Source organism: Weissella sp. MSCH1, from assembly GCF_045799135.1.
GTDB lineage: Bacteria > Bacillota > Bacilli > Lactobacillales > Lactobacillaceae > Weissella.
Map to the genome: position 1 here is coordinate 125,868 of NZ_JBJMBA010000044.1, position 24,760 is coordinate 150,627.

General features: G+C 46.7%; 9 protein-coding genes. All 9 read right to left on the bottom strand.

Going from position 1 to position 24,760, the window contains the following annotated elements; translation table 11 throughout:
* Positions 1 to 21: 21 nt before the first annotated feature.
* The 9 genes from ACJ28U_RS09415 to ACJ28U_RS09455 all read right to left on the bottom strand — a co-directional run bounded on the left by ACJ28U_RS09415 (position 22) and on the right by ACJ28U_RS09455 (position 24,748).
* Positions 22 to 16,923 carry a mucin-binding protein gene (locus ACJ28U_RS09415; protein WP_407619079.1) on the bottom strand — a complete coding sequence of 5,634 codons (16,902 nt, stop codon included), beginning with the start codon at positions 16,921 to 16,923 and terminating at the stop codon, positions 22 to 24.
* A 233-nt stretch (positions 16,924 to 17,156) separates the two neighbouring features.
* Positions 17,157 to 17,963 (bottom strand): RecX family transcriptional regulator, encoded by an 807-nt coding sequence (locus tag ACJ28U_RS09420; RefSeq protein ID WP_407619080.1) that lies wholly within the window; start codon positions 17,961 to 17,963, stop codon positions 17,157 to 17,159.
* 96 nt (positions 17,964 to 18,059) lie between these two features.
* Positions 18,060 to 18,734, bottom strand: coding sequence for a phosphate signaling complex protein PhoU (phoU, locus tag ACJ28U_RS09425; RefSeq protein WP_099088422.1), 675 nt, complete (start codon positions 18,732 to 18,734; stop codon positions 18,060 to 18,062).
* A gap of 47 nt (positions 18,735 to 18,781) precedes the next feature.
* A complete protein-coding gene (pstB, locus tag ACJ28U_RS09430; RefSeq protein ID WP_010373426.1) occupies positions 18,782 to 19,540 on the bottom strand; it encodes a phosphate ABC transporter ATP-binding protein PstB in 759 nt (252 codons plus the stop codon).
* Positions 19,541 to 19,555: 15 nt separating this feature from the next.
* Positions 19,556 to 20,380: a phosphate ABC transporter ATP-binding protein PstB gene (gene pstB, locus ACJ28U_RS09435; protein WP_010373424.1), complete on the bottom strand. Its 825-nt coding sequence runs from the start codon at positions 20,378 to 20,380 to the stop codon at positions 19,556 to 19,558.
* 17 nt (positions 20,381 to 20,397) lie between these two features.
* Positions 20,398 to 21,288 (bottom strand): phosphate ABC transporter permease PstA, encoded by an 891-nt coding sequence (gene pstA / locus ACJ28U_RS09440; RefSeq protein ID WP_029237483.1) that lies wholly within the window; start codon positions 21,286 to 21,288, stop codon positions 20,398 to 20,400.
* A 4-nt stretch (positions 21,289 to 21,292) separates the two neighbouring features.
* A complete protein-coding gene (gene pstC, locus ACJ28U_RS09445; RefSeq protein WP_010373421.1) occupies positions 21,293 to 22,210 on the bottom strand; it encodes a phosphate ABC transporter permease subunit PstC in 918 nt (305 codons plus the stop codon).
* 13 nt (positions 22,211 to 22,223) lie between these two features.
* Entirely contained in the window at positions 22,224 to 23,096 is an 873-nt protein-coding gene (locus ACJ28U_RS09450; RefSeq protein ID WP_099088423.1) for a phosphate ABC transporter substrate-binding protein PstS family protein, read from the bottom strand.
* 455 nt (positions 23,097 to 23,551) lie between these two features.
* Positions 23,552 to 24,748 carry a hypothetical protein gene (locus tag ACJ28U_RS09455; RefSeq protein WP_407619081.1) on the bottom strand — a complete coding sequence of 399 codons (1,197 nt, stop codon included), beginning with the start codon at positions 24,746 to 24,748 and terminating at the stop codon, positions 23,552 to 23,554.
* Positions 24,749 to 24,760: the final 12 nt, after the last annotated feature.

The following is a 24,760-nucleotide window of genomic DNA, read 5'->3' on the forward strand; positions in this document are numbered from 1 at the left end:
AACAACCGTGTAACTTGGGTTCTATAGTTCGCCTGATTCATCAACCGCAAATTGGCCCGGAACCTTCTTCAAGTCAAAGTCCTTTTCAGCATCCTTAACAAGGACATCGCCAGCCTTATTTGTTACTGTGAACGTGTAACCTGGCACAGCCTTAATTGTCGTGTCACCATCGGCCGTCTCGTTCAACGCATCAGTCTTACCTGTGATCGTTGCCGTGGCTGGCGCCTTCACTTGTGACTTCTGTGTGTCATTCAACTCGGTCGTGTTGTAGTTCACCGTAACCGTTTGATCAACTGGCGTGTAAACAACCGTAAATTCGTTGTTTATTGGCTGGCCATCGCCATCAACCGCAAATGTACCCGTTGCGTTCTTCAAATCGTACGCGTCCTTGCTATCTGAAACAACCTTATTTCCGGTCGCGTCAGTCACCGTAAACGTATAACCCGGCACAGTGGGTACCGTTGTCGCCCCATTAGCCGTTGCATACTTGGCGTCAGTTACACCAGTAATCTTGCCATCCTTTACGTTAACTGTTGTCTTCTGCTCAGCTGTTAACTCAGTTGTGTCATAGTGCACCGCAACTTCGACTGGCAATGCCGTATACGTTACCGTGTAGTCCTGTGAATCAGTTTCCGTGGCCGTGTAAACAAAGTCATCAATTGACTCGTAGGTCTTTCCGGCCACGTCCTTAATCACATAGCTATAACCTGGCACATGCAAATCAGCTGTCGTCGTCCCAAAGTTAATCGGCTCATATGCCTCACCGTCTGAAATCAACTTATCATCGCGGTTACTTGGATCATTTACAAAATGCAATGACGCTTTTTGCACAGCATCAATTGTGTAAACGACCTTCGTTGCAACTGGTCCATAACTGTACTCACCAGTCTCGGTATTCAATACTGCTTCGGCCGTATTCGATACTGACGTCTTATCTGGTGTGTATCCAGCTACATCTGGTGTTTCAATCGTCGTGTACGTCAATGCACCCGTCGTCTTATCAACAGTTACCTTTGCCGCATCAGCTGCCGCAACCGTGTACGTATCTGGCTGGTAATCCGTAACGTACGCATCCTTCGCTGTTGCTTGAATACGTGCGCCAGTTACCTTATCCGTCTGATACGTGTGGTTCACTGTTACCGTGACCACGTTCGTTGCGGGCGCTGGGTTAGCGCCCTCGTATGTCACCGTTGACGTTGCCGACAAATCTTCACTTTGTGGCGTAACGCTGTGACGCAGCGTTACTTCATAAGTTTGATTCTTTGCATCATCGTTGTCATATGACACATCTGTCTTTGGCAATCCAGTCACAACATAATAACCAGCTTCTTCCAGAGCCTTTACAACATCTTGCGCTGTCGTAAAGTCAATCGTGCCATCAGTCACACCGGTAATCGTCACCGGTTCTTGACCTGAAACTGCTTTACCAGTCGTCAAATCCTTAAATGTCACAACAACCTTTTGCGCATCTGCGGTATACGTCACCGTTGACGCAACTGGTGCATAACTTACCGCACCAGTCTCTGCATCGACAATCGCAGCGGTAGTATTTTGCTTCGTTTCCGCATCTGGCGTATATCCATCCACAACAGGTGTCTTCACCGTTGTGAACGTGATATCTCCCGTCGTGCCATCAACCGTTGCCTTAGAAGCATCAGCTTCAGCAATTACATACGTATCTGCCTTATAGTACGTACCATAATTAGCCTTATCGCCCGCTTGGATACGATTACCAGTCACATCATCTGTTTGGTATGTGTGAGTCACAGCCACCGAAACAACGTTTGTTTCTGGCGCTGGGTTTGCACCCTCGTACGCCACCGTCGACGTCGCTTCAAGCGTTTCATGTTCATCTGACACACCATGACGAACTGTCACCGTAAACGTTTGGTCATTTGCATCGTTGTTGTCGTACAAAGTTGCATCCGTTGGCAATCCAGTAACAACTTGGTATCCCTTAGCAATAAGGGCATCAACTACCGTTTGGGCAGAAGTAAAGTCAATCGTACCGTCTGACAATCCAGAAATTGTCACCGCATCTTGGTCAGCAACTGCCGTCTTCGTCGTTGCATCTTCAAAGTTGACATGAACCGTCTGCTTATCCGCCGTATAAACGACATCATAACCCGGCATGACCAAGTTACCGTCAGCATCAACTGCAAATAATTGATCCTTCGTCAACGCATTCTTCGTCAAATCGAAGTCCGTTGTCTGTGGGTCGGTTGTAACCAAATCACCACGAGAACCGTCAGCCTTCTTCTTGTAAATCATGAACGTATAGCCATCAACTGAATGAATAATCATCGTCGTGGCAGCTGTCGCAACTGACAATAATGCATCAGTTGTTGCCGTTACCGTCGTTGGATTATCCTTCGCACCCGCATCCACGCGAGCTTGTTGGGCCGTCGTTGGCGTACCGGCAACTGCGTATGTCACCTGCATGTGTTGTGGCAACGCCGTGAAAGCAACATCGATCTCAGGTGTCTTTAATTGTTCTGATCCAGCAACAGCAAGTCCTGATTCATTACCAGTTCCGCTCACTGCGAAAGTATAGCCGTTTGCTGCGTCAGCCAAGTCGAACGTTGCCTGACTGCCCAAGTTAGTCGCTGCCGAAACGGCTGATGATGTTGCATCTGAGCCAGCGCCATGCACTTCACTTACCGTAAATGTGTAACCAGGTCGACCTGAAATCACAGCATTTGCCGCACCACTTACTGCAGCTGATGCATAGTTCGTATCCGTGTTACCAGTCAACGTAAAGTCAGCAGCCGAACCAGGCACATTAGCTTGTTGTGCCGTCGTCAAACCATCTGTCTTGTAATTAACATTCACCGTTTGAGAAATTGGCGTGTACGTCACTTCGTACGCTTGGTCATCTGCTTCATCACGCGTAAAGCGCAAATCATCGATATTAACCGGCGTCTTCGTGTCATCCCCAACCAAAGTCACGACAAATGTATAACCCGGTACATAAAGTTGACTTTGCGTAATACCAAAATCAACCTTGGCATCAGTTCTACCATCTGTAATCGGCGCAACGACTGGCAAATCACCAGCAGAAACCGGCTTATTCACAATTGTCAAACTTGCCTTTTGATCTGTGTTCGCAACATAAGTCACGACGTGCTTTTGCACAGTGCCATCAGTTGCAGCCACAGATTGGGCAAGTGCCTCATCTGTTGCATCGTTATCAAACGTGTAAGCGACATCCGTGTTGTCCGCCTTTTGTGACGCCAACACTGTGCCAGCCTCACCGTCGATGTGCATCGTATAACCCGGAATGTTGTAACCCTTACCCAAATCAACTTCGGCAAACTTTTGGTTTGAATCAGCTGTTTGCGTAATTGGATCCGTCACTGGTGCTTTACCAGTTGCTGGATCAGTTGGATTTTCAAAGGTAATTTGTTGTTGTTGCTTATCTGCTTGATACGTAATTGTGTATTGATTTTGAATCAACGCACCGGTCGTTGCATCAACTGCAAACGTACCTGGCAATGTGCTCAAATCAAAGTCTGCTTCACGCATGAACAACAACTTACCCGTTGCATCCTTAACCACATGTCCAGCTGCATCTGTGATGGTATACGTATAACCTGGCACAGCCTTCACTAGCTTGTAGTTAAAGTCACCTGACGTTTCATCCGTGTACGCCATGTCAGTTTGACCTTCAAGTGAACCAGTTAAAATGCCTGAATCATCCGTTGGCAAACCAGTGACTGCTAATACATCGGCAAGACCAGTGTCAGCAACATGGTAAACCACATCGATGTGTTGCTTGTTAGCACTGTAAACAACCTTATAGCTCGTGTTAACCGCGTGCATGTTGGCTGTGACATTCCCCTTACCATCGTCGTCGAATGCACCGGTCAAATCATCATCAGTCTTATCATCCACGTGAGCAACACCCGAGACCGTAGCTGTGTAGCCTGGTACCACAACATAGCTAAAGCCGTACTTGTGGTCCGTGTAAATACCAGTCTTAGCAACTGGTGCTGCAACTTGGGCGTCAATCTTAGCCTTGGCCGTCGCATTCGCTGCATCCTGAGTGGCTGCATCAGCCCATTCGTATGTCACATCAAAGTTTTGCTTCGTTGGCATCAACGTAATGTCGTAATGTGATGTTTTCAATTCACCAGTTGCGTCAACTGCAGCTGTGTTTGTAAATGTCACATTCAACTTATCTGAACTAATCAACGTGTGATCATCCAGCTTGTAATACGTAATAATCGTGCCATCTTCAGCCGTTTCAGTAACCGTATCTAAGCTATTCCAGTCCATCACCTTGTCATCGATCTTTTCAATCGCATAACCAGGGGTTGCGACAGATGTAATCTGGTAACCCTTATCGGTCTTGATTGAAATCTTCGTATCAGCTGGCAACGTAAACGTTCCTGATGGTTCAGTCGCATCGGCTGGTTCATCAACTTCATAATGCACCTTGATGTCGTGATCCGTCGGCACATACGTCACGACGTAAACTGAATTGTCACCTGACATATCATCTGCCGTGAATGTACCGTTAATTTGGTTCGTCGCTGCATCGTATTGACCAGTTACCTGGGCACTTTGGGCAACTACCACCGTCGTGTAACCTGGCAACGTTTGAATTGTCGTCGCTGGGTATGCCCCGTCAGTCACACCTGAAATAACTGTTGTTTCTGGCAACTTTGGTGCATTTGCCAAAGTTGCACTTGAATCGTATTTGTAAATGATCTTAGCAGACGTTGGTTCAGCAGTATACGTCACCGTATAGTCTGTCACCGCCAACTTATCACCGTTCATCTGGAACGTAGCCGTCTTCAATTGATCAAGCGTTACGACCTTGTCGTTCGAATCTGTAATGACATAGGCATAACCCAGCACCTTGAGTTGCGCATCCGTCGGCACGTTGTTATACGTGCTGTCCGTCACACCTGTCAAGTTGGCCAAATTAGGCACCTTGGCTGCTGGCAAACCAACTACCGTTACCGGAATTGATTGGTTATTAGCCGTGTAAACAACATTGAATAGCTGTGGCGTACCATCGACAGTCGCATCCGCATCGTTATCCGTGTTGTCATACGTTGCCATCGCCGCAACCGCATCCGTCAATGAACTAAAGCCATTAACCGTGTAGGTGTAACCGGCCTTTGCCAAATCAGCATCCGTCGTCTGTAACACAATCTTAGCTCCCGTTTGACCAGCCACCGTCTCAAAATTGTGTGTAGCATCCTGCACAATGGCTTGTTGCAACGTTGGTGTGTAATCCACTTCAACCTGTGTCACCGCCAAACCGTTATCGTCAGTCGTACCTGGCAGCAAGTTGAAAACTTGACCACCAAGCGCCGTCAAATCAACCGCTGTCTTCGTGCCATCAGCATGTACCAGATAAGCTTGGAACGCATATCCAGGTACGTGCAATTGCTCAGCCGTTGGCAGTGTGTTATTTGACGTACCATCCAACTCTTGACCATAGTGACCACTCGTATAACCTGCAATCTTAGCCAAGTTATTCGCCGTCATTAAGCTCGTTGGCAACCCGCTTTGCACAATCCCGATTTGTTGCTTCTTAGCGGTGTATGTCACGTCATAAGTTTGCGTGTCATCATCAGCATCCGTGTACTTTGGCAAGTTAACCAGTGACGCATAGGCGTTGCTGGTACCGGCCAAAACATACGTATAACCAGTGCGCACCAAATCTTGATCAGTCAACGTTTGCTTGGTTGTTGGGTTTACAAACGTAATTTGTGTGTTCGTTGTACCAGTCGTTGTATCGATATCAGCTTGTTGCTTTGGATCATTTACAAAGACCAACTTAGCCTTTTGATCAGACTTAGCTGTGTAGATAATGTAGACCGTTTGATCTTGATTATCATCACTATCAAAGGTTGCGACGGTGTTTTGCCATTGGTAGGCATAACCTGGCACGTCCAAGTCAGTAATCTTATCGTAGCTAACTGTACCGTTAGAAATACCATCGATACGCTCTGCCACACGGCCATTCATATCCACCCCGTCCGTCGTATTCAACTTAAATACCACGTTGACACGTTGTGCATTAGGTGTGTACGTGACCGTGTAGGTTGCACCACCGGCTGGCATGCCTGGCAAATTAGCCAATTGTGCCAGCGTGTAGGTATTACCATTTGCATCAACCACTGATGCGGTATAACCCGCAACATCCGGCACTGCAACGGCATACTTGGCATCTGTCAAAACAGCCTCGTCTGCAATGTTAGTTGGCAATCCCGTCGTTGGTGCCGTCCAGCCTTTAATCGTGTCATATTGGTAGTTCACGTTCAAAGGATTATCAGTTGCAACCAACGTATAAATAATTGTGTCGCCACCGACTGATGTCACAAAATCACCCGCCTGGATATCCTTGTCGTTCAAGGTAACCTTTTCAACCTTGTACCCCGCTGGAATATCCGTTGCCGGACCATTCGCACTGACCGTAAAGTTAGCATCCGTCGCCGTTTGGTTGACGAATGTTGTCTTGCTCATGCGATCAAGCGCGACTTCTGGACCTTGGTACAACGTCGTTTGCGTCTGTGCTTCAGGCGTGTAAACCACGTTGTACGTTGCCCCGCCAGCCACCATTTGAATAGGTGCTGTGGGGTCAATCGTTGATTGATTGTCCTTATCACCAGTTGTCACCGTGGCCACATAACCCGCAATCTTAGGGACAACCACTGTGTAGTTGTCACCCGTTGCATAAGATACCTTATCGATATCTTGCGTCGCATTCGTGCCCGTTGACTTACCTGGCAATAACGCAACTGCCACCGCATTTGGCGTCTTATTAGCGAAACCGTAGTTAACCGTCAATGGTTGGATGGATGCCTTCAAGTTGTAGACCACTGTGTTATCACCAGCGATGACTTGCAAGTTTTGGGCATCAGCATCGTCAACTGATAGTTCCTGACCATTGATTGTAATTGTGGCCACTTGGTATCCACGTGGAATCAACGCCTTCAATGGGCCATCAGCCGTCACATCATACGTTGAATCCGTGGCAGCTTGCACAGTATCGGCTGTCATTTGGGTCATTTGCACCTTGGCGTTCTTTGGCAAGGTGTATGACGTCTTAATGTTTTGCACTGCTGGCGTGTAAATCACGTCATAGTATGCCCCATCAGCCGTCATCGCCAAACCAGCCGCGGCAATCGCCTTAAATTGGGTTGCTGTGTACGTGTTCAAAACAGTTCCATCAGCAGTCTTCGCCACAATTTGGGCGGTGTAACCCGCAACTGTCGGCACCGCTACATCGTAGGCGTCGTCGGTCGCAACCGTTTCATCAACATTAGTCGCAATTGCCGTCTTTGGCGCCGTCCAGTTTGTCACCTTCGCTGTGGTGTAACTGTACGTCACTTGCAAAGGCTCCGGTGCTGCCGTCAACGTGTATTCAATTTCGTTCGCAGTTGTGCCAAGTTCTGAGACAGCCTTCACCACTTCATCAACTGATGTAAAGGCCGCATCCCCCTGGTGCAACCCGCTCGTGGCTGAGTCAGCCGTCGCAACAACAGTCTTGTTATACGTGATTTGGCTGACGTAGTAACCAGCGGGGATGGTAGCCCCACCAGTTGCATCAACCGTATACATCGCATTTGTATCACGAACCGTCGTCGTCGTGGCTGGCATCTTATCAGTTGCTGCAGCGGCATTCTTCGTATCAGATACGTAACTCGTCGTAATCTTTTGTGGCACTGCCGTAAAGACGACGTCGTAGTTCGTGCTTGGTAGCACGCCACTAGCCACGTAGGCATTTCCGTTAAACGTCAATGCACCCGCGTCTGAACGTGAGAAGCCGGCAATATCAGCTGCTGTATCCGTCACCGTATAGGCACCACCACCATCAGCTGGCATATCAGCCGTTACGTGAATAACAGCCGGCGTACCGTCGCTATAGTATGAGTTGCCATCGGCATCAACCACTGGTTCACCCTTATTAATCACCTTACCGGCTGAATCCTTGTAAGTGTATGTGATGGTTGGGTCAACCTTGTATTGATACGTGACAAAGTTATTCGCCGCTTGATATTTATGATCGACGTTATTGGTATCAACACTCAAGTTAACCCACGTCTTCTGAATATCGGTCAATTCAATCGGGTTCAAAATTGTCTGCTTCGTTAACGTTCCAGCAGCAATTTCAGAAGCGTGTTCCGTATTGTACGCTTCCGCCTCTTTATTTTGAGCCGTCATAAATTTGTTATAAACATTCGTCACATAATCAATATATTCATCTGAAGTTTGTGGCACAGGGTCGTCTTTACCATCACCATCCGCATCAAAATCAAATGTCAATGGCGTTGAAGACCAAACACCTTCTTTATCAATCAGTTTGTATCCATCAAGGTTTTTAACAGCTGAAGCCTGTGACGTGGCGCTGATAGATCCATCAAGACCAACCGAACGCCAATCACCAACAACTTCCGCGCCCATATCACCCGTTGTCACCATATTCGTCGATAGGTACGTATCAACCATTCCGTTTGACGTCTTTGACTGAACAACTTGTCCCTTGTCATTTACCAAAACATAGTTTGCAGTCACCGTCATACGATTTGGCGTATAACGCACGACCAAGTGAGGTGACTGTTGGGTACCATTATCTCCACCAAGCAGTTCGTTGAATTGTGAATCAGGGTCATAACTATTATTAGCCTCGTTCTCAATCAATCCGAAGCCATTTACCTTTGGTCCATATGGGCCGTTCAAGTTTCCTTGGTCAGCTCCGGCAGTTGTATAGGCTGGAATTGGTAGCGTAGGCACCTTAAATGAATAGAATCCTCCGGCAAACCCGACTTCGTGTGTCAAAATTCCGGTAGGTGGCTCATTTGGCTTATCAGGGTCCTGAACCAGGTAAACGATGTCAAACTGGTACATTTCTGGACGGTACGTCACGTACAAAGTGCGACCATTGTCAGGGTCATCGTCATCTGAGAAAGTGTAATGCTTGGCCACGACACCTTGGTCGTCAGTCTTACCCTTTGGTCCTGTACCATCTGGGTAAGTTGTTACAGAGCCGAGCTCATCTGTTTCAGTATCAGGCGTATTTCCTTCACCGAAATCAGCAGAGTAGAAATAGTAACCTTGCTCCAGCATGCCCTTGTTAGAAACATTTACCACATAGTCATTGCCATACACCCCGGTAGCAACCGTGCTATCACCTTGAGGATTTACCGTCATGTAAATTGGGTTACCATCTTTGTCCAAAACTGGATTAACCGTCTTACCGTCGGTTGACGTCATTTGCTGTACACGATAAACAATTTTAACTTTGGCCGCATTAGCCGTGTACACCAAGTTAACCTCTTGTGGTGTACCGTCGACCGTTGCGGTGCCGTTATTTGTCTTATCGAACGTCGTTGTATTCGTCGTTTCGTCGGTCACGAGTGTATAACCCTTAACCACCTTGTCGACAGATTTGTAATCAACTGTATCGCCCGTCAAACCATTGATTGCAATGACATCCTTGCCAGGCATCTTCGTCAATGATCCATCCGTGTTTTGCACCATGTAGTTCACGTGAACCGTTTGGGCATCCTTGGCGTAGACAATTGTAAACACTTGTGGCTCTGCATCAGCACCATTCACATTATCAGAATCATCAAATGTGGCAGTTGCTGGTAAATCAGTCACAATGTGATAGCCAGGTATTGCCTTCAACGCTGCCGTAATCGCTGAGAAGTCTACAGTTCCAGCTGTCACACCATCCGGCAAATTAACATTGTTCTTCAATGTCTTACCATCTGGCCCAACAAACGCAACTGATGCTGACTGCATATTTGCCTTGTAGACCAAGTTAACTGTTTGGGGCTTTGTATCATCATTAACTAATGCTTTTCCTGTCGTAGCATCAATTTTTACTCGGTTGTAATTATCCGTTTGAGCTGTTACACCAACCGTGTCATATGTCGTTGTTGTTTCACGTCCATCAGAAATCAATTGATATCCCTTGATATTTGCCAGCGATGCAATTGGTTGGTAATCAATCGTTGTGTTTGAATATCCTTTAACTGCCGTAGCTGTTCGGATAGCCTCCCCATTCTGATTAAGGAAATTAACATTAACTGTCTGAACGCCATCTTTTAGATAGTAGTAGACTGCATAAACCGGTTGTGTACTTGTTTTTGCAGTTGCCGTATTTTTCGCCACAGTATTATCATCTGTCGCAGAAACCATCGTTGGCATTGTCGAATAGGCATAAACCCAAGGACTACCATCACTAGCGTATGCTCCTGTTGCTGGATATGAAACGTCGGTTTGATCACGCGCACCAGACATATAACCGTTAGAGTATAACTCCCAGCCTGTCATTGGTTCAGGCAAACTCCAAGTCATGCCCTTTGCGATTGTCTTACCAGTATCTAAATCTTTAGAGTCGTTTGTCAGCGTGACGTAGAAATACGTCATAGATGACGAATCGGGAGTCGTCAAAATTTGTTTGATTGAACCATCAGCATTTTTAATAACACCTGTTCCATAATTTTGAGTAACTGACTTTCCATCGCCCAACGGAATCGTAACGACCGGATTTGAGATTTGAGCAACCTTTACCGAACGACCATCTGCCGTTGTTTGCGTAAAAATCGTTGCGACAGTTCCACTAACCATCATCTTCGTGTTCCATGGGTTGATACCACCCGCTAATGTTTGAACAAAGACAACGTTATTAGTCCCTTGCGTAAAATCAGATGCCGTCTTCACCGTCGAAGACGCGTATCCCATCCCCTTCGCAAACGTTTCGCCATTATAAGTGTATCCATTCTGAATACCCACAAACTTTCCATTCGCATCAAATGCATTCGTATCATCAGTTGACAGAAGAACGAAACTATAATTAATCGACTTACCAGTATACGCTAAAGTAACGGTCTGATTTGTTTCAGTATCGTCGTCGTACGTCAATTGCTGTTTATCTGGTGCCACACCATTTTGGGCATCATAGGCATACTTAGACATTGCGGCTGGTAGCGTGTCTGTTTTGAGGTACTTTGCAATCTGTGTATAGTCAATCGTCTGACCTGTCGTCCCCGTCAAAGTAATCGACATTTGATCAGACTCTGGCATGGCGTACTGGCTAACTAACTTGGCAGGATTAGTAATGTCATACTGGTTAACCATGAAGTTAACCACAACCTTCTGCAAATTAGCCTTATAATTCATCACAATCGCATTATCTGCACTAACAGCACTCAACTTATCCAACGCTGCCAAGGCTGCTGCTGAAGAAGTATAAGTCTGACCATTAACAACAACACTTTGTAGCGTATACCCCTTAGGCACATAGCTCACAACTGTCTTGTAATCATCGATCGCCTTGTAACTTTCATCAGTTACACCATCAACTTCAGTAATAGCCGTACCGTCCGCACGAGAAGCCGCTTTAACGGTTGTCCCGTTATCAGTCTTATACGTTACCTTAGCTGACTGTGCATCCGCAGTGAACCAGTACGTAATCGTGTTATCACCCATTAGCGCAGTGTATGACCCATCCGCTAACTTGTTAACACCTGCCAAATCCGAATCAGCCGTTACTAATGTATAACCAGCTGGTGCCGTTGGATTAGCAATCGAAACCGCAGCATCAGTCGTCAAATTCGTATTCACAACCGACTTAAGACCTGGTACCGCCACAATACCAGTCTTTTGACCAGCTTCACCTTCAAGGTAGTAATGCGTCGTCAACGTCGCTGGGTTTGCCTTATACGTGATGATGTGAACTTGTTGATCACCGTCGACGTCAGATGAATACGTCTTACCATCTGGACTACTCAACGGCGCGATCGGCGTCCCACCAACCGGGTTGTTTGTGGCGTCAGCTGTTTCCGCTGCAATTTCAGTGGCTGCCTTACCATCAACTAGCATGGTGTATCCCGGAATCACATAGTCCGTCAACTTGAAGGCTGGGAAAGTTTCACCCGTCTTACCAGTTTGCGTAACAACCGGCTTTGTAATATCAGTCTTGCCCACTGCCTTTGGATACGTCACCAAAATTGCTTGCTCTTGCGCGTCTTGGGCATAACGAATGTTAATCACCTGATCAACCGTATCGTCATCATCAAAGTAGTTCGCATCTGTATCAATCTTCGTCCAACCAGGAATCTCATTTTCAACCTGAATTGGTGAGTTAGACGGTCCCGTCACTTGTCGTGAAGTTTGTCCTGGAATTTGCTTGCCATCTTCATCCACAAAATTAACCGTGGCTTTTTGGGTGGTCGCTAAGAAGTAGTATGAGATTGAATTCGTACCGGCCTTCACCGTATACTGTCCGTTCGCACCACCTGCTAGACCTGACAAATCTGTATCAGCCTTTTGCAACACATATCCCTTAAACACTGGATCCGTCAACGTAATCACGTCGTCCGTGTGCAAATTAGCCAACTGATCAGCAGCTAATGCTGGCACATCTGGCGTCATCAACGCACCGTTACGCGTTGACATTTGATATGAATTGTCTTTGTTATCTGTATCCAAAAGATAGTAAATCACTTGCAATGTGGCTTCATCAGCAACGTAACCAACCGTGATTGTGTTCGCACCATCAACAAACTTACCAGTGCCCAAGTCAATTCCCAACCGGGTATAACCTGGAATCGCCTTGTTCGTGACTGCGCTCGTGTACAAACCATTTGAGGCATAGTCTGCCCCTGTCGTTCCCGACAAGCTAACTGGTGTCGTCCCTGGAACAGCGGTATTCGTGTAAGTCACCTTACCGTTTGCATCAACCGTTGCCAAAACATAACGAACTGTCGCTGATTGGTTCGCCGCAATAAAGTGCACCGTAACCATCTGATCCAGCGTTGTGTCTGCATCAAACGTTGTGGCCGCATCCGTGCTGTCATACGTATAACCTGCCGGCGCCGTCTTCATCGCCGTGGTCACCAAGTTCGCTAATGGGGAATTTGATGTACCCGTCAACGTGGTTGGCAAATCTGCCGGCATCCCCACAACTGGGTTACCATTCTGGTCAACGTAACGCACATTCGCTACCTGTGGTGCGGCTTGGTAAGTCACCGTAATCACCGTACTGTTGTTTGACCCGAATACACCACTGTTGGCAACCGTCACTGCCTGTGGCGTCCAGATTGTTTGACCAGCTCCGTCAGTCTTACCACTATCAACCTTACCGGCAACCTGAGCCGTGTCGGTAATGACTGGATTACTGTAGCCAGGCACAGCCGGTGTTAACTTAGTCGTATCATATGCTTCGCCGGTTACACCAGTTAGTGACGTTGGCGTTCCAGCTGGCACAGCCACCGGCGCACCTGTTTGGTCAACGTACTTAATGACTGCTTTTTGGGTCTGTGCAACATAAATCACAAAGACATTGTTCTGACGTGAATCAGATGACAAAATCTTCGTTGAAGCTGTGTTTTCTTCCAACGTATAGTCCGTCTTAGCATCGTCCAAAGGCGTATCCGTTTGCACGTCCATTGGACTATTTGACGTCACGTTCCCAGTTTCAACCCGCACAAAATCATAACCAGATACTTCTGGATACAATTGCGCTGATGTTGCTGGGTCAGTTGGCATCTTCGTGTTGGCATATCCCTTATAGATAAAGGTGTTAGCCGTTCCACTACCAAGTGGTGCGAATTGCGTGTACTTACCATCGCGCAATGCGAAGTAGTAAATTGTGGCAATAACCGGTTGTTGCGTAAAGTTAATCGTCACCACATCATCGACATCAGCATTCATCACAGCAATCGTCGATGTAGCTGCCTTGCCATTAACGATTGGTGCCTTACCATCCCATGAGTAACCACCCGTTAGGTTTTCTAACTTGGTCAAATCAACCTTATCATCCGTAACACCCGTCAATTCGATGTATGGTGCACCTTTCGCATCATATTTAATTTCATGACCATTAATGTTGAGCAGCCCGATTAGTTTGGTATCAACAGGCTTCACCAAACCAGTATTTGGATCGGTGTACGTGTAATAAACCTTGATGCTATCAGGCAATGCTGTATAGGCATACGTGTAATTAATGACGTCACCTGCGTTACCGGCTGGCGTCACGATGTCGGTGTAATTTTTGACCACATTACCAGCTGCATCCGTGACCACTAGCTTATAACCAGGCACATCGATCGCTGCTGGCAAGCTATACTTGCTGTCAGTCGCAGTCTCAATTGTCTTTGTTTCTGATGCAATTTGCGTTGCATATGTCGCTGGCAATCCAGTTACTGTTGTCTTAACAGTTTGCGCATTTGCCGTGAAATAAATCCAAATCGTTTGGTCGGTTGTGTCATCTGAATCAAAAGCGCCATTCAAATAACCGGCGTTAATTGAGTAACCCGCTTTTGTCCACACTAAATCACTGTAACCATCGGCAGTTGAAAAAGCCTCCGTTGCCCAACCCGTTAGCGTTTGAGTTGGCAAGGCGTCAGCAACGTCGTTCACCATGTAGTGTACCGTTGCTGTCTGACGTGTCGCATAGACCAATGTCATGGTATTAGCCTTTGAACCTGAAACCGTCACATCGTTCGCTGAAATCAGCTTGTACTTCGTGCTATCTATCGCACTGCTTGATGGTGCCTGGTAGGCGTAATCATCAATTTGGTAGTTTGGTGAAACGTAAGCAATACCAATCTTGTCACCAACGTTTGCCTTAATACTCGTATCAGGCAACAGTGTCTTCCCTGACGCGTCTTGGTACTTAACCGTCACTGAATTTGGAACCAAGGTACCTGAGAAGTGCATATCCGTATTCGTTACTGGATTGTGTTGGGTAACATCAATCGACGCTTCCATCACGGCTCCGTTACCACCCGTAACACCAAGCAAACCAAGTGACAAAACACCCTTGTTGATCAATTCCTGTGGCAACTTGTACGTCCAAGTCAAATATTGGCTCTTATCATTCGGGTTTGTTGATCCTGGCTTAGGCATCGATGCCGTCAAAACGTGCGTAGTCGCATCATAGCTCAAGAAATAAGGCATTCCAGTCGTTAGAATACCGGCAGGCACAGAATTTTGCGTCGTTGATGAGTAACTAGTTCCCTTACTCGTATTTTGCGTGTACTGGACCCCACCCGTTCCGTTTGTCAAATTACCATCGGCGTCAGTTGTACGGAAACCAGCAACTGGGTACCCGTTCTTTTGGTACGTTTCATTTGTGTTCGTCCCAAACGTTTGGTCACCCTTATTCGAGTTGTAGAAGAAGTCGATACCAAAGGCGATGGCATCAGGTAACCCACCGATTCCCAAGTCACCGTTTGTTCCACCAATCGTCCCTGGGTCAGTTGGTGAGAGGAAGAGTCCCAAAAAGTCACCAGACGGATAAGTTGACCCACCTTGGAAAGCATTTTGCTTACCATCCACAGTTGGCAATTTAGCCACACGTGAGTCGGAGTGATTTGACATAAAGAACTTACCCGTAATGGTAAAGTTTCCTGACAAATCCAATTGGTACTTATACGTCACGTTTCCGGCAACCGGCTTAACGGCTGCTTGCTTCGTACCATCGGCACTCGTCACACCGGTCAAGTTGTAGTATTGCGTATCGCCATCAACCGTCGTTGTTGATGTCAATGAGTTTGCATCACCATTCGGCACTGCCGTCGTGTTTTTTGGTGTATCAGTCGGGTCTGAATCAGCACTCGCCGTCCAGCTGGTCAACCCAGTTCCTTCTTTAATCGTCGATGTCGTCGTCTTCGAAACGGTTCCACCCGTCACGAAAGCGTTGTAAATTTGGTCATCGTTGTGTGCCAAAATTAGCGCGTCACGCACCTTACCTGCGTTAACTTCCGCGTCAGTAACGTCGTTGACGGCGCTTGTCATAATTGGGTCCACAACAAAACGGAAGTCGTCGTATAACCCTGTTTGTTGAAGGGCAGCGACCACCTTAGCAAATTGATTTGTTGGTGCACTCACAATCAAATCACCGTAAGCCGACAACTTAGCAGTGGCATTAAACCGTGAAACATCAAGATTGACGTATGCGGATTGTGCCCGCGCTAAAACATCATCCTGAACGCCACGCTTGTCGGCTGCAGCCATTTGGATAGCTTGTTGCAGTTCGAAAGTCATGTTGTTCACGACGTTATACACCGTCATCATCAAGACATCGGCATTTTTAACTTGCATGTGCGTGGCTTGGTATTGCGCTGATGTCAAAGATTGTGCGACCCCATTCGCTTCTTCGACAATGTGATCGACCAATGCTTCCATCGCTGTGTTACGAACAACTTTATCAGTTTTTGAAGCCGCAATCGCTGCTGAGTCTGCGGCAGCGACGCTATGCATTGCAGCCACAATTGACGTCACGGCTGTTGCAGCTGACTTGGCTGAGTCAACTGAATAAGAGACGCCTGACGTTGTATAACTTGCTGATGAAGAAACAGCTGATGACGTTGCTTTCTTGCTAGTAGCAGAGGCACTGCTCGATGTGACTTTGGCAGACTGCTTGGCGCTAGAAGAGGCGGCACTCTGCTTTACGCTTGTTGATGCACTTGAAGAAGCGTTGCTTGAAACCGTCACACTAGCTGAGGTTGCAACACTTGATGCTGATGAAGCTATTGACGCAGACGTTGACTTAACGACTGCACTTGATTGCAAACTCACACTGGCTGAAGAAGCACTTGAAGCTGATGAGGCAACAGCACTAACAGACGCACTTAAAACAGTTGCTGCCATATCACTAGCATCAACTTGCGCTGAATTTGACGCTTCAGCACTAACCGCTGACACTTCAGTAGCCGTCGACAAGACCACTGTACTGTCCGAGTTAGGTGCGTTCGCTTGCTCTGCCGTATCAGTTGTTTGTGACTGATCGACGTCTTTGTCGTCGGCATGGGCGCTACCACCACCCAAAAAAGCCCCAATCAAAGACAAAGTTGCCATGCTGGCAAACACCCATTTTTTACCGTCTTTGTACATCTTGTATCGCAACTTGCGATCAAACATGTCCTTTTGCAGGTTCATTTTCATATTAAGTTCCCCAATTCTCTTATGACTCTCTTTTTCATAATCGATAGTGGCCTATATTCCACCTAATTAGAAATAATTATAAATGACAAATCAGACGAACGGTTACTTTTGGTTAGCTTTTCTGTTGCAAACCCGGGACATCTTGTACAATATTTCACACTTTTCACAAAGTCCAACAAAAAACGCCCTGACAACAAATCAGAGCGTTAGTTTCATATTCATTAATTTGTATATTATTGCATTTCCGACTCGTTTTGCTTTATCCACTTATCCACAAGGGACAAGTCGTAGCCTTTTCGAAACATCGCGGCTTTTACCCGTTTCTTAAATTCCCAGCCCTCATACTGGCGGTAGCGATTGGCAGCTGACGACGCATCCCGCTCTAAGTTCTCCCACTCCTGGTCTGTGTCGGTTTCATTCTCTGCTTCATAACGCTTCAGCGCTGCCACAACAAGTTTACTATCATAACCCAGTTGAGCCAGTTTTTGTTTGGTTTTCTGCTCTGCCATAAAATGCGCCTGCCGAGCGTACTTCTGCATGAGCTTTTCAACCTTTTCATCAAGTTGCGCGACTTGGTCTTCTTCGTCATATTCCACCAAAGCATCTTCAATTAGATACTTATCGACCCCAAGTTGTTGCAGCTTAGTCCTGACACCGCGTGGTCCCAATTTACCCGAGTGAATCGCACTCCGGACATACTCTTCAGCAAAGCGAGCATCATCAATCACATTTGCTGCCTCTAACCGGTCAATCACATGCGCAATCACGATGCCTGGAAACTCATTTTCCTTTAGCTTGATAATAACTTGCATTTTTGAACGCATGCGGCCAGTCGCATAGACCAGCGCCTTCGTATAGGCTTTCTGTTCAAATTCCGCATCTTCAATTTTCTTGAGATCTTCATCAGACAGCTCAGTATCTTTGAATAAGTTATATTTGATCAGGATTTTTTCATCAACCGCCAACGCAAACTCATCATCCAAATAGACGTTATAACGTCCTGGTTTCCGTTGCCGGGTGACCTTCGTGACTTTTTTCATGCCGACCTCCTGTTAAACTAATTTCGCCAACATTAAGTTTAACCTAAAATCACAAAAAGAGCCAATGCACAAGCATCGGCTCTTTTAATTTATCGCTTAAATAAATGATGACATTCCTGGGTTCAATTCAACAATTTTACCCGTGCGCTTGTAGATAATCCACTCCGCAATGTCTGTCACGTAGTCTGACGTACGCTTCAAGTAACCAGCAACCACCAAGTAATCAGTTGAGGCCGTCACCAAGTCTGGGTCTGACTTCATGGCTTCGATCGCCATTTCACGAATCTCACCAGTAACATCTGATACCGACGTCGCCACTTCAGCAATCGCTTCAGCAGAAACCGCATCGTCATTCACATAGTAATCCAACACATCCGACACCATCTTGGCTACTGTTGAACCGGTCATACCGACCTTTTCTTCAATTGCTGCCACACGCTTGTTACCCTTCACGTGAATTGTTGAAAGGGCAATGTTTCGTGCATTGTCACCAATTCGCTCCAAAACTGAAACGGCCTTTAAGACCGTTACGATTTCACGCAAATCAGTCGTCACTGGTTGGTACAAGGCAATCATTTCGAAAGTCTTCTTTTCCAAAGCAATTTCGCGTTGGTTGATAGCCTTGTCACCATCGATAATTTCTTGTGCCGTGGCACGGTCGTGGTCCAAGAAAGCTTGTACCGCGCGACCCAACGTCTCAGAAACCAGCAAACCCATTTCCTTAAAAGACGTGTCCAAATCAGCTAGTTCTTCATCAAAATATTGACGCATCTGATAATTCCCCGTTTCTGTTAATTGTTTGTTTAGTATAGCACAGACTATCCGAAGCGACCTGAGATATAATCTTGGGTCTCCTTCTTGTCTGGATCCAAGAACATCTTCTTTGTGTCATTCGCTTCAATCAAGTCACCGTTCATAAAGAAGGCCGTTCGATCAGAAATACGTGATGCTTGCGCCATTGAGTGCGTTACGATAATCATCGTTAACTTATCACGCAACTGCATCAATGTGTTTTCAACCGCGTGGGCTGACACTGGGTCCAATGCAGCCGTTGGCTCATCCAACAACAAGATTTCTGGTGATGTGGCCAAAGCGCGTGCGATTGACACACGTTGTTGTTGTCCACCTGACAATGACAAGGCTGACTTGTGCAAATCATCCTTCACTTCATTCCAGATAGCTGCTTGCTTCAATGATGTCTCAACCATTTCATCCAAAACCGCCTTATTCTTCTCACCAGAGATGCGCATTCCAAAGGCCACGTTATCGTAGATTGAGAATGGAAATGGGTTCGGTTGTTGGAACACCATACCGATGTCCTTGCGCAATTCAACCGTGTCGGTAGATGGCGCGTAGATATCTTGCCCCTTGAACAGGAACGTGCCGTTAACCGTCACGTTATCTGTCAAATCGTGCATACGGTTCAAAGCACGTAGGTACGTTGACTTACCTGAACCAGATGGTCCAATCAACGCCGTAATACCGAACTTATCATAGTCCAAATTGATGCCGTGCAACGCTTCTTTTTCACCGTAGTAGAGACGCACGTTTTCAGTTGTCAAAATTTTTTCTGCCATTTGATAATGCCTCTCTTAACCAAAGTTTCCGTTCACGTAATCAATCGTCAATTGTACCTTTGGACGTGTGAAAATCTTACGTGTCAAATCGTATTCGACCAACTTACCGCTATTAAAGAACGCTGTATAGTCAGAAATACGTGCTGCTTGTTGCATGTTGTGCGTCACGATAATAATCGTGTACTTTTCCTTCAATTGCATCAATGTATCTTCAATCTTCGCTGAAGAAATCGGATCCAACGCTGATGATGGTTCATCCATCAACAAAATATCAGGATTCATGGCAATCGCGCGGGCAATAACCAAACGCTGTTGTTGTCCACCTGATAATGACAAGGCTGACTTACCCAAGTCGTCCTTCACTTCATCCCACAAAGCAGCTTGACGCAATGACGTTTCAACAATTTCGTCCAATTGTTGCTTGTCACGCATGCCGTGTTGCTTCAACGCGAATGTGATGTTATCTGAGATTGACTTTGCGAATGGATTTGGTCGTTGGAAAACCATGCCGATGTGCTTACGCATCTCATAGACATCGATATCTTGTGAGTTGATATCCAAGCCACGGTACATAATGTTTCCCTTAACCGTCGCCACTGAGTCGTTCATGCGGTTCAACGAACGCAGGAACGTTGACTTACCTGAACCAGATGCCCCAATCAATGAGGTAATCTTGTAGCGTTCAAACTTCAAATCGGCATCTTGCAAGGCCAACTTGTCGCCGTAGAACACTTGCAAGTCCTTTGTTGACAAGGCAACTTCGTGCTTCGTTTCGTCCATATCGTAGACGTAGCGCTCTGGTTGTTCCTCGTCAAAAATTAAATGTTGCTCTTCAGCCATGACAAATGTCCTCTTTCTTACTTCGTTGCCGTCAAACGCTTGAACAAAACTCCACTCAAGTAACGAGCAAAGAAGTTGAACAACAAGACAGCGATGATCAAAACAGCAGATGATCCAGCGGATACGGCAGCCGCATCAGGCATGATACCTTCTGAATTAACCTTCCAAATGTGCACCGCCAACGTTTCGGCGGGACGCATAATGTTCAATGGAGATGAAACGTTGAATGGGTTCCAATCCGTAAAGTCCAAAGCTGGTGCTGATTGTCCAGCTGTGTAAATCAATGCGGCGGCTTCACCGAACACACGACCTGCTGACAAAACCACACCGGTCACGATCGATGGCAAGGCAGCTGGCAAAATAATGTGACCAACCGTCTCCCAACGTGACAAGCCGAGGGCCGCACCAGCTTCACGTTGCAAATCAGGAATCGTTCGCAATGACTCTTCAACGGAACGTGTTAGCAATGGTAGGTTGAAGAACGTTAGTGAAATCGCACCTGACAAAATTGAGAAGCCAAGTTTGAATTGCACAACGAACAACAAGAAACCAAACAACCCCACGACCACCGAAGGAAGTGATGACAAAATTTCAATGGCCGTGCGAATCAAAGCGGTTGCACGACTCTTCTTGTTAGCATACTCATTCAAGTAAATGCCAGCGCCCAATGCAATTGGGAAAGAAATTAACATCGTAATAACCAACAAGTATAGCGAATTAAATAGTTGGATACCGATACCACCACCGGCAGTAAAGGCTGTCGCAGGCGCCGTCAAAAAGTGCCATGACAAATGTGGTACACCTTGGTACAAAATATAACCAAGCAGTGCTGCCAAAATCAAAATTACAAAGCCTGCAATCGCATAAAGAATGGCGCTTGCAATCTTATCTGCTTGCTTTGGATTCAACATCTTACATGGCTCCCTTCTTAGCAATTGCACGGATAACTGAATTGAAGACCAATGACATCAACAACAAGATCAATGCCAAACTCCACAACGCGTTATTTTCGAGTGATCCCATAACCGTGTTTCCAATTCCTTGCGTCAAGACTGACGTCAATGTGGCGGCTGGTGATGTCAAATTCTGTGGCATCAATGCCGCATTACCGACAACCATTTGAACAGCCAAGGCTTCACCAAAGGCACGGGCCATACCGAAGACTACGGCTGTCAAAATACCAGGCGTTGCTGCACGCAAGATTACCTTGTAAATCATTTGCCAGCGGGTTGCGCCTAAGGCCAATGATGACTCGCGGTAGTGACGTGGTACTGACTTCAACGTATCAACCGTCATTGATGTGACCGTAGGCAAAATCATGACGAACAACACCATGGCACCGGCCAAAATTCCGAACCCAGAACCGCCAAACAAATGACGCATCACTGGTACGATGACTGACAAACCAATAAATCCATAAACAACGGATGGAATACCAACCAACAATTCCGTCACAGGTCCCAAAATTTTCGCACCACGCTTGGGTGAGATTTCAGTCATAAAGACGGCGGTTCCAATGGCAAATGGTGTGGCAATCAAAGCCGAAATCAACGTAACCAAAAATGAACCGACAATCATCGGTGCAGCACCGACAAATGGGTGACCGTTGGCATCCTTTTGACCAGGTGCCCACTTAGTGCCTGTTAGAAAATCCCATAGGTTAACTTTATTTGCAAAGAACGTTGCCAAACCTTTTGAAGCAACGAACCAGAAAATTGATAACACAACCACAACAATCAATAGCAAAGCTGCTAGTGAAATATAACGTCCAAAGCGATCCTTGCGGGTTGCGGCTGATTGTTTCAATAGTGATTCACGGATGTTATCCATGTGCCCACACTCCTTAATTTTCAGATGTAATCTTTCCGTTCACGTCACGTGAAATTTCCATATCGTGAATGGCAATGTAGCCCAATTGTGGAACTAGTGTCGTTTGAATGTGCTTTGAATCGATGAAATCCAAGAACGCTTGGACATCCTTAGTTGGCTTGCCCTTTGTGTAGACGTGCTCATATGACCAGATTGGCCACTTGCCGTCCTTCACGTTGTCATCATCGGCCTTCACACCATTCAAGGTTGGTACTGAGACCGTCTTGTCCAAGTAGGCAAATGCCGCGTATGAAACGGCACCCGGCGTCGTTGAGACAATCGAACGTACCATTCCTGATGAATCTTGTTCTTGCGCGTCAGCTGACTCGGCCCCCTTCAAGCCCCACTTTTCAAAAGTTGCACGGGTTCCTGAACCTGACACACGATTTACCAAAACGATTGGCAAATCAGCACCACCGACTTCTTTCCAATTTGTGACCTTCTTCGTGAAAATCGCAATTAATTGGTCTTGCGTTAGATTTTTAATATTGGCTTGCTTGTTAACCATTGGTGCGATGCCAACAACCGCTACCTTGTGGTCAATCAACTGATCGGCTTTGATACCGTCTTTTTCTTCGGCAAACATATCTGAGTTACCCAAGTCGACGGCACCTTGCTGAACCTGTGCCAAACCGGTACCTGTTCCACCACCTTGCACGTTAACAAACACGCCCATGTTCTTCGCAGCATAATCTTCTCCAGCTGCTTCAACTAGCGGTTGCAACGCGGTTGACCCGACGGCGGTGATATTCACACTGCCGTTTTTCTCTCGCGTTGTGTATCCCAAAGCTAATAGGCCGCCTACAACCACGACGATTGCGGCACTTATCAACCAACTGCGCTTCATAATGAACGCCTCCTAATATTCTTCTGCTACTGTAGACTATTATCTCTAACTTTTGTAAATGTCACACTGCAGTTTTGTAAAGGTTTTTGTTACATATCGTATATAGTTATTATTCTACTCTACTGTTAACTGGATTTCGCGGTTTCGACTACTATTTTTGATGGATTTTTTGTCGTGCTTGCGCACGAGGCGTGGTGGGTGGGGTGTGCCTCCGACAAAGATTAGCCGGGGTGAACTCCGCCGGCACGAGCACCGGCTAGTGCCCAAATAATTGGACGAAGGGTCAGGGTCCGTTCGCCTTAGCTAACCGGCGGTCGGCCGAACTTGTGAGTTCACCCCGGCCGATCGCTCCGTCACACCCCACCCACCACGCCAGCAGCCGAGCTATTCTCTGTTGGTTTGATAAGCATAGATACACCAAAAGCCAGGCGCGTTTTTTTGAACCTGGCTTTTATTTATCGCGTGACGATTGTTGTTAGGCGTTGTCTTGGACACTTGATACATTCACTGCCGGTTTGGACGCAGAGTGGTGCATCTGGGCGGATGCGGAGTCGCGTGCTATCAGCCAAACACCGGATGTTTAAGTGTTCATTTTGCAGCGTCCAGGCAATTGTGCCGACTGCTGGTAGTTTTGGCTGGCATGTTAAACAAAGTTCGTTATTAATGACGCAGCCACCGGTTAGCCAACTTAAGAAGCCGGTTAGCCGTTCTTCTAAATCCGTTTCGTTAGTTAAATTATGCAAACGCCCCGTTAAGTCGGTTGCTGGTTGTAACAACAACTCATAAAGTTTTTGTTCCCCTAATTGCAACCGAGTACGATACAGTGCCCAGCGGATGTTTCGTTGCCAATTATGATCCGCACTAATTTGCACATCTGTACGTGCCCAAAAGGTTTGCCAGCGCGCCCGCTTTTGGAGCGCGACTTGTTCAAACGACAGTCCGGTTCGTCCATCTAGATAGTAGCTGATTTTCAGCGGACGTTCTGGCGTTACCTGTTGCGAGACAACTAGTCGACCATGCGCCCGTGACAAACGTCCGGTCGTCACAATGTCATCAATTAACGCCAGTGGGAGTGTGACAACAACATGATGGTTACCAGCAATCGTTAAACGCTTCGCGACATCACTATTATCTTCAAACTCGCGTACCGTGCTAATTTGCACATCCAAATAATCGTGATGTCGCATTTCGTAGGCAAAATTCGTCAGCTGACATCCCCACCGCATATCCTCAACCGTCAACCACGGATTATTATCCTGCGGCACAATCGGCAACCGTTCCCCATCAATCATCAGTGACCAATCTGGTAGCACGTTTGGCGCAACAGCTGGTGCAATTGCATTACTTGTCCGTCGGGTCCACAGCACCGTCTCATGGAGTTGTCCATTATCTAGACCGCGCACCGCGATATTTAAATTACAACGGACAATCCAAGCGTGTACCCAAATCTCCGTAACGATTTTCCAACGCATTGGACACGCTTGTTGCAGGCCATCGTTTACCAAATTAATCCGATCGACACCTGTGATTTCTTGTAGCGTCGCCGTCACCGTATGGTACATCCCCAACACGCTTTGATTGTCCCAGGCCAATTTTTCGTGGCGCCCAATCAGCACTTCATCGGCCGTGAACCGTACTGTCATACTTTTCATTACTCAATCACC

Excerpts from the sequence above, each read along its gene's own strand:
- ACJ28U_RS09415 (WP_407619079.1), bottom strand. The coding sequence starts at position 16,923 with ATGAAAATGAACCTGCAAAAGGACATGTTTGATCGCAAGTTGCGATAC.
- ACJ28U_RS09420 (WP_407619080.1), bottom strand. The coding sequence starts at position 17,963 with ATGAAAAAAGTCACGAAGGTCACCCGGCAACGGAAACCAGGACGTTAT.
- phoU (WP_099088422.1), bottom strand. The coding sequence starts at position 18,734 with ATGCGTCAATATTTTGATGAAGAACTAGCTGATTTGGACACGTCTTTT.
- pstB (WP_010373426.1), bottom strand. The coding sequence starts at position 19,540 with ATGGCAGAAAAAATTTTGACAACTGAAAACGTGCGTCTCTACTACGGT.
- pstB (WP_010373424.1), bottom strand. The coding sequence starts at position 20,380 with ATGGCTGAAGAGCAACATTTAATTTTTGACGAGGAACAACCAGAGCGC.
- pstC (WP_010373421.1), bottom strand. The coding sequence starts at position 22,210 with ATGGATAACATCCGTGAATCACTATTGAAACAATCAGCCGCAACCCGC.
- ACJ28U_RS09450 (WP_099088423.1), bottom strand. The coding sequence starts at position 23,096 with ATGAAGCGCAGTTGGTTGATAAGTGCCGCAATCGTCGTGGTTGTAGGC.
- ACJ28U_RS09455 (WP_407619081.1), bottom strand. The coding sequence starts at position 24,748 with ATGAAAAGTATGACAGTACGGTTCACGGCCGATGAAGTGCTGATTGGG.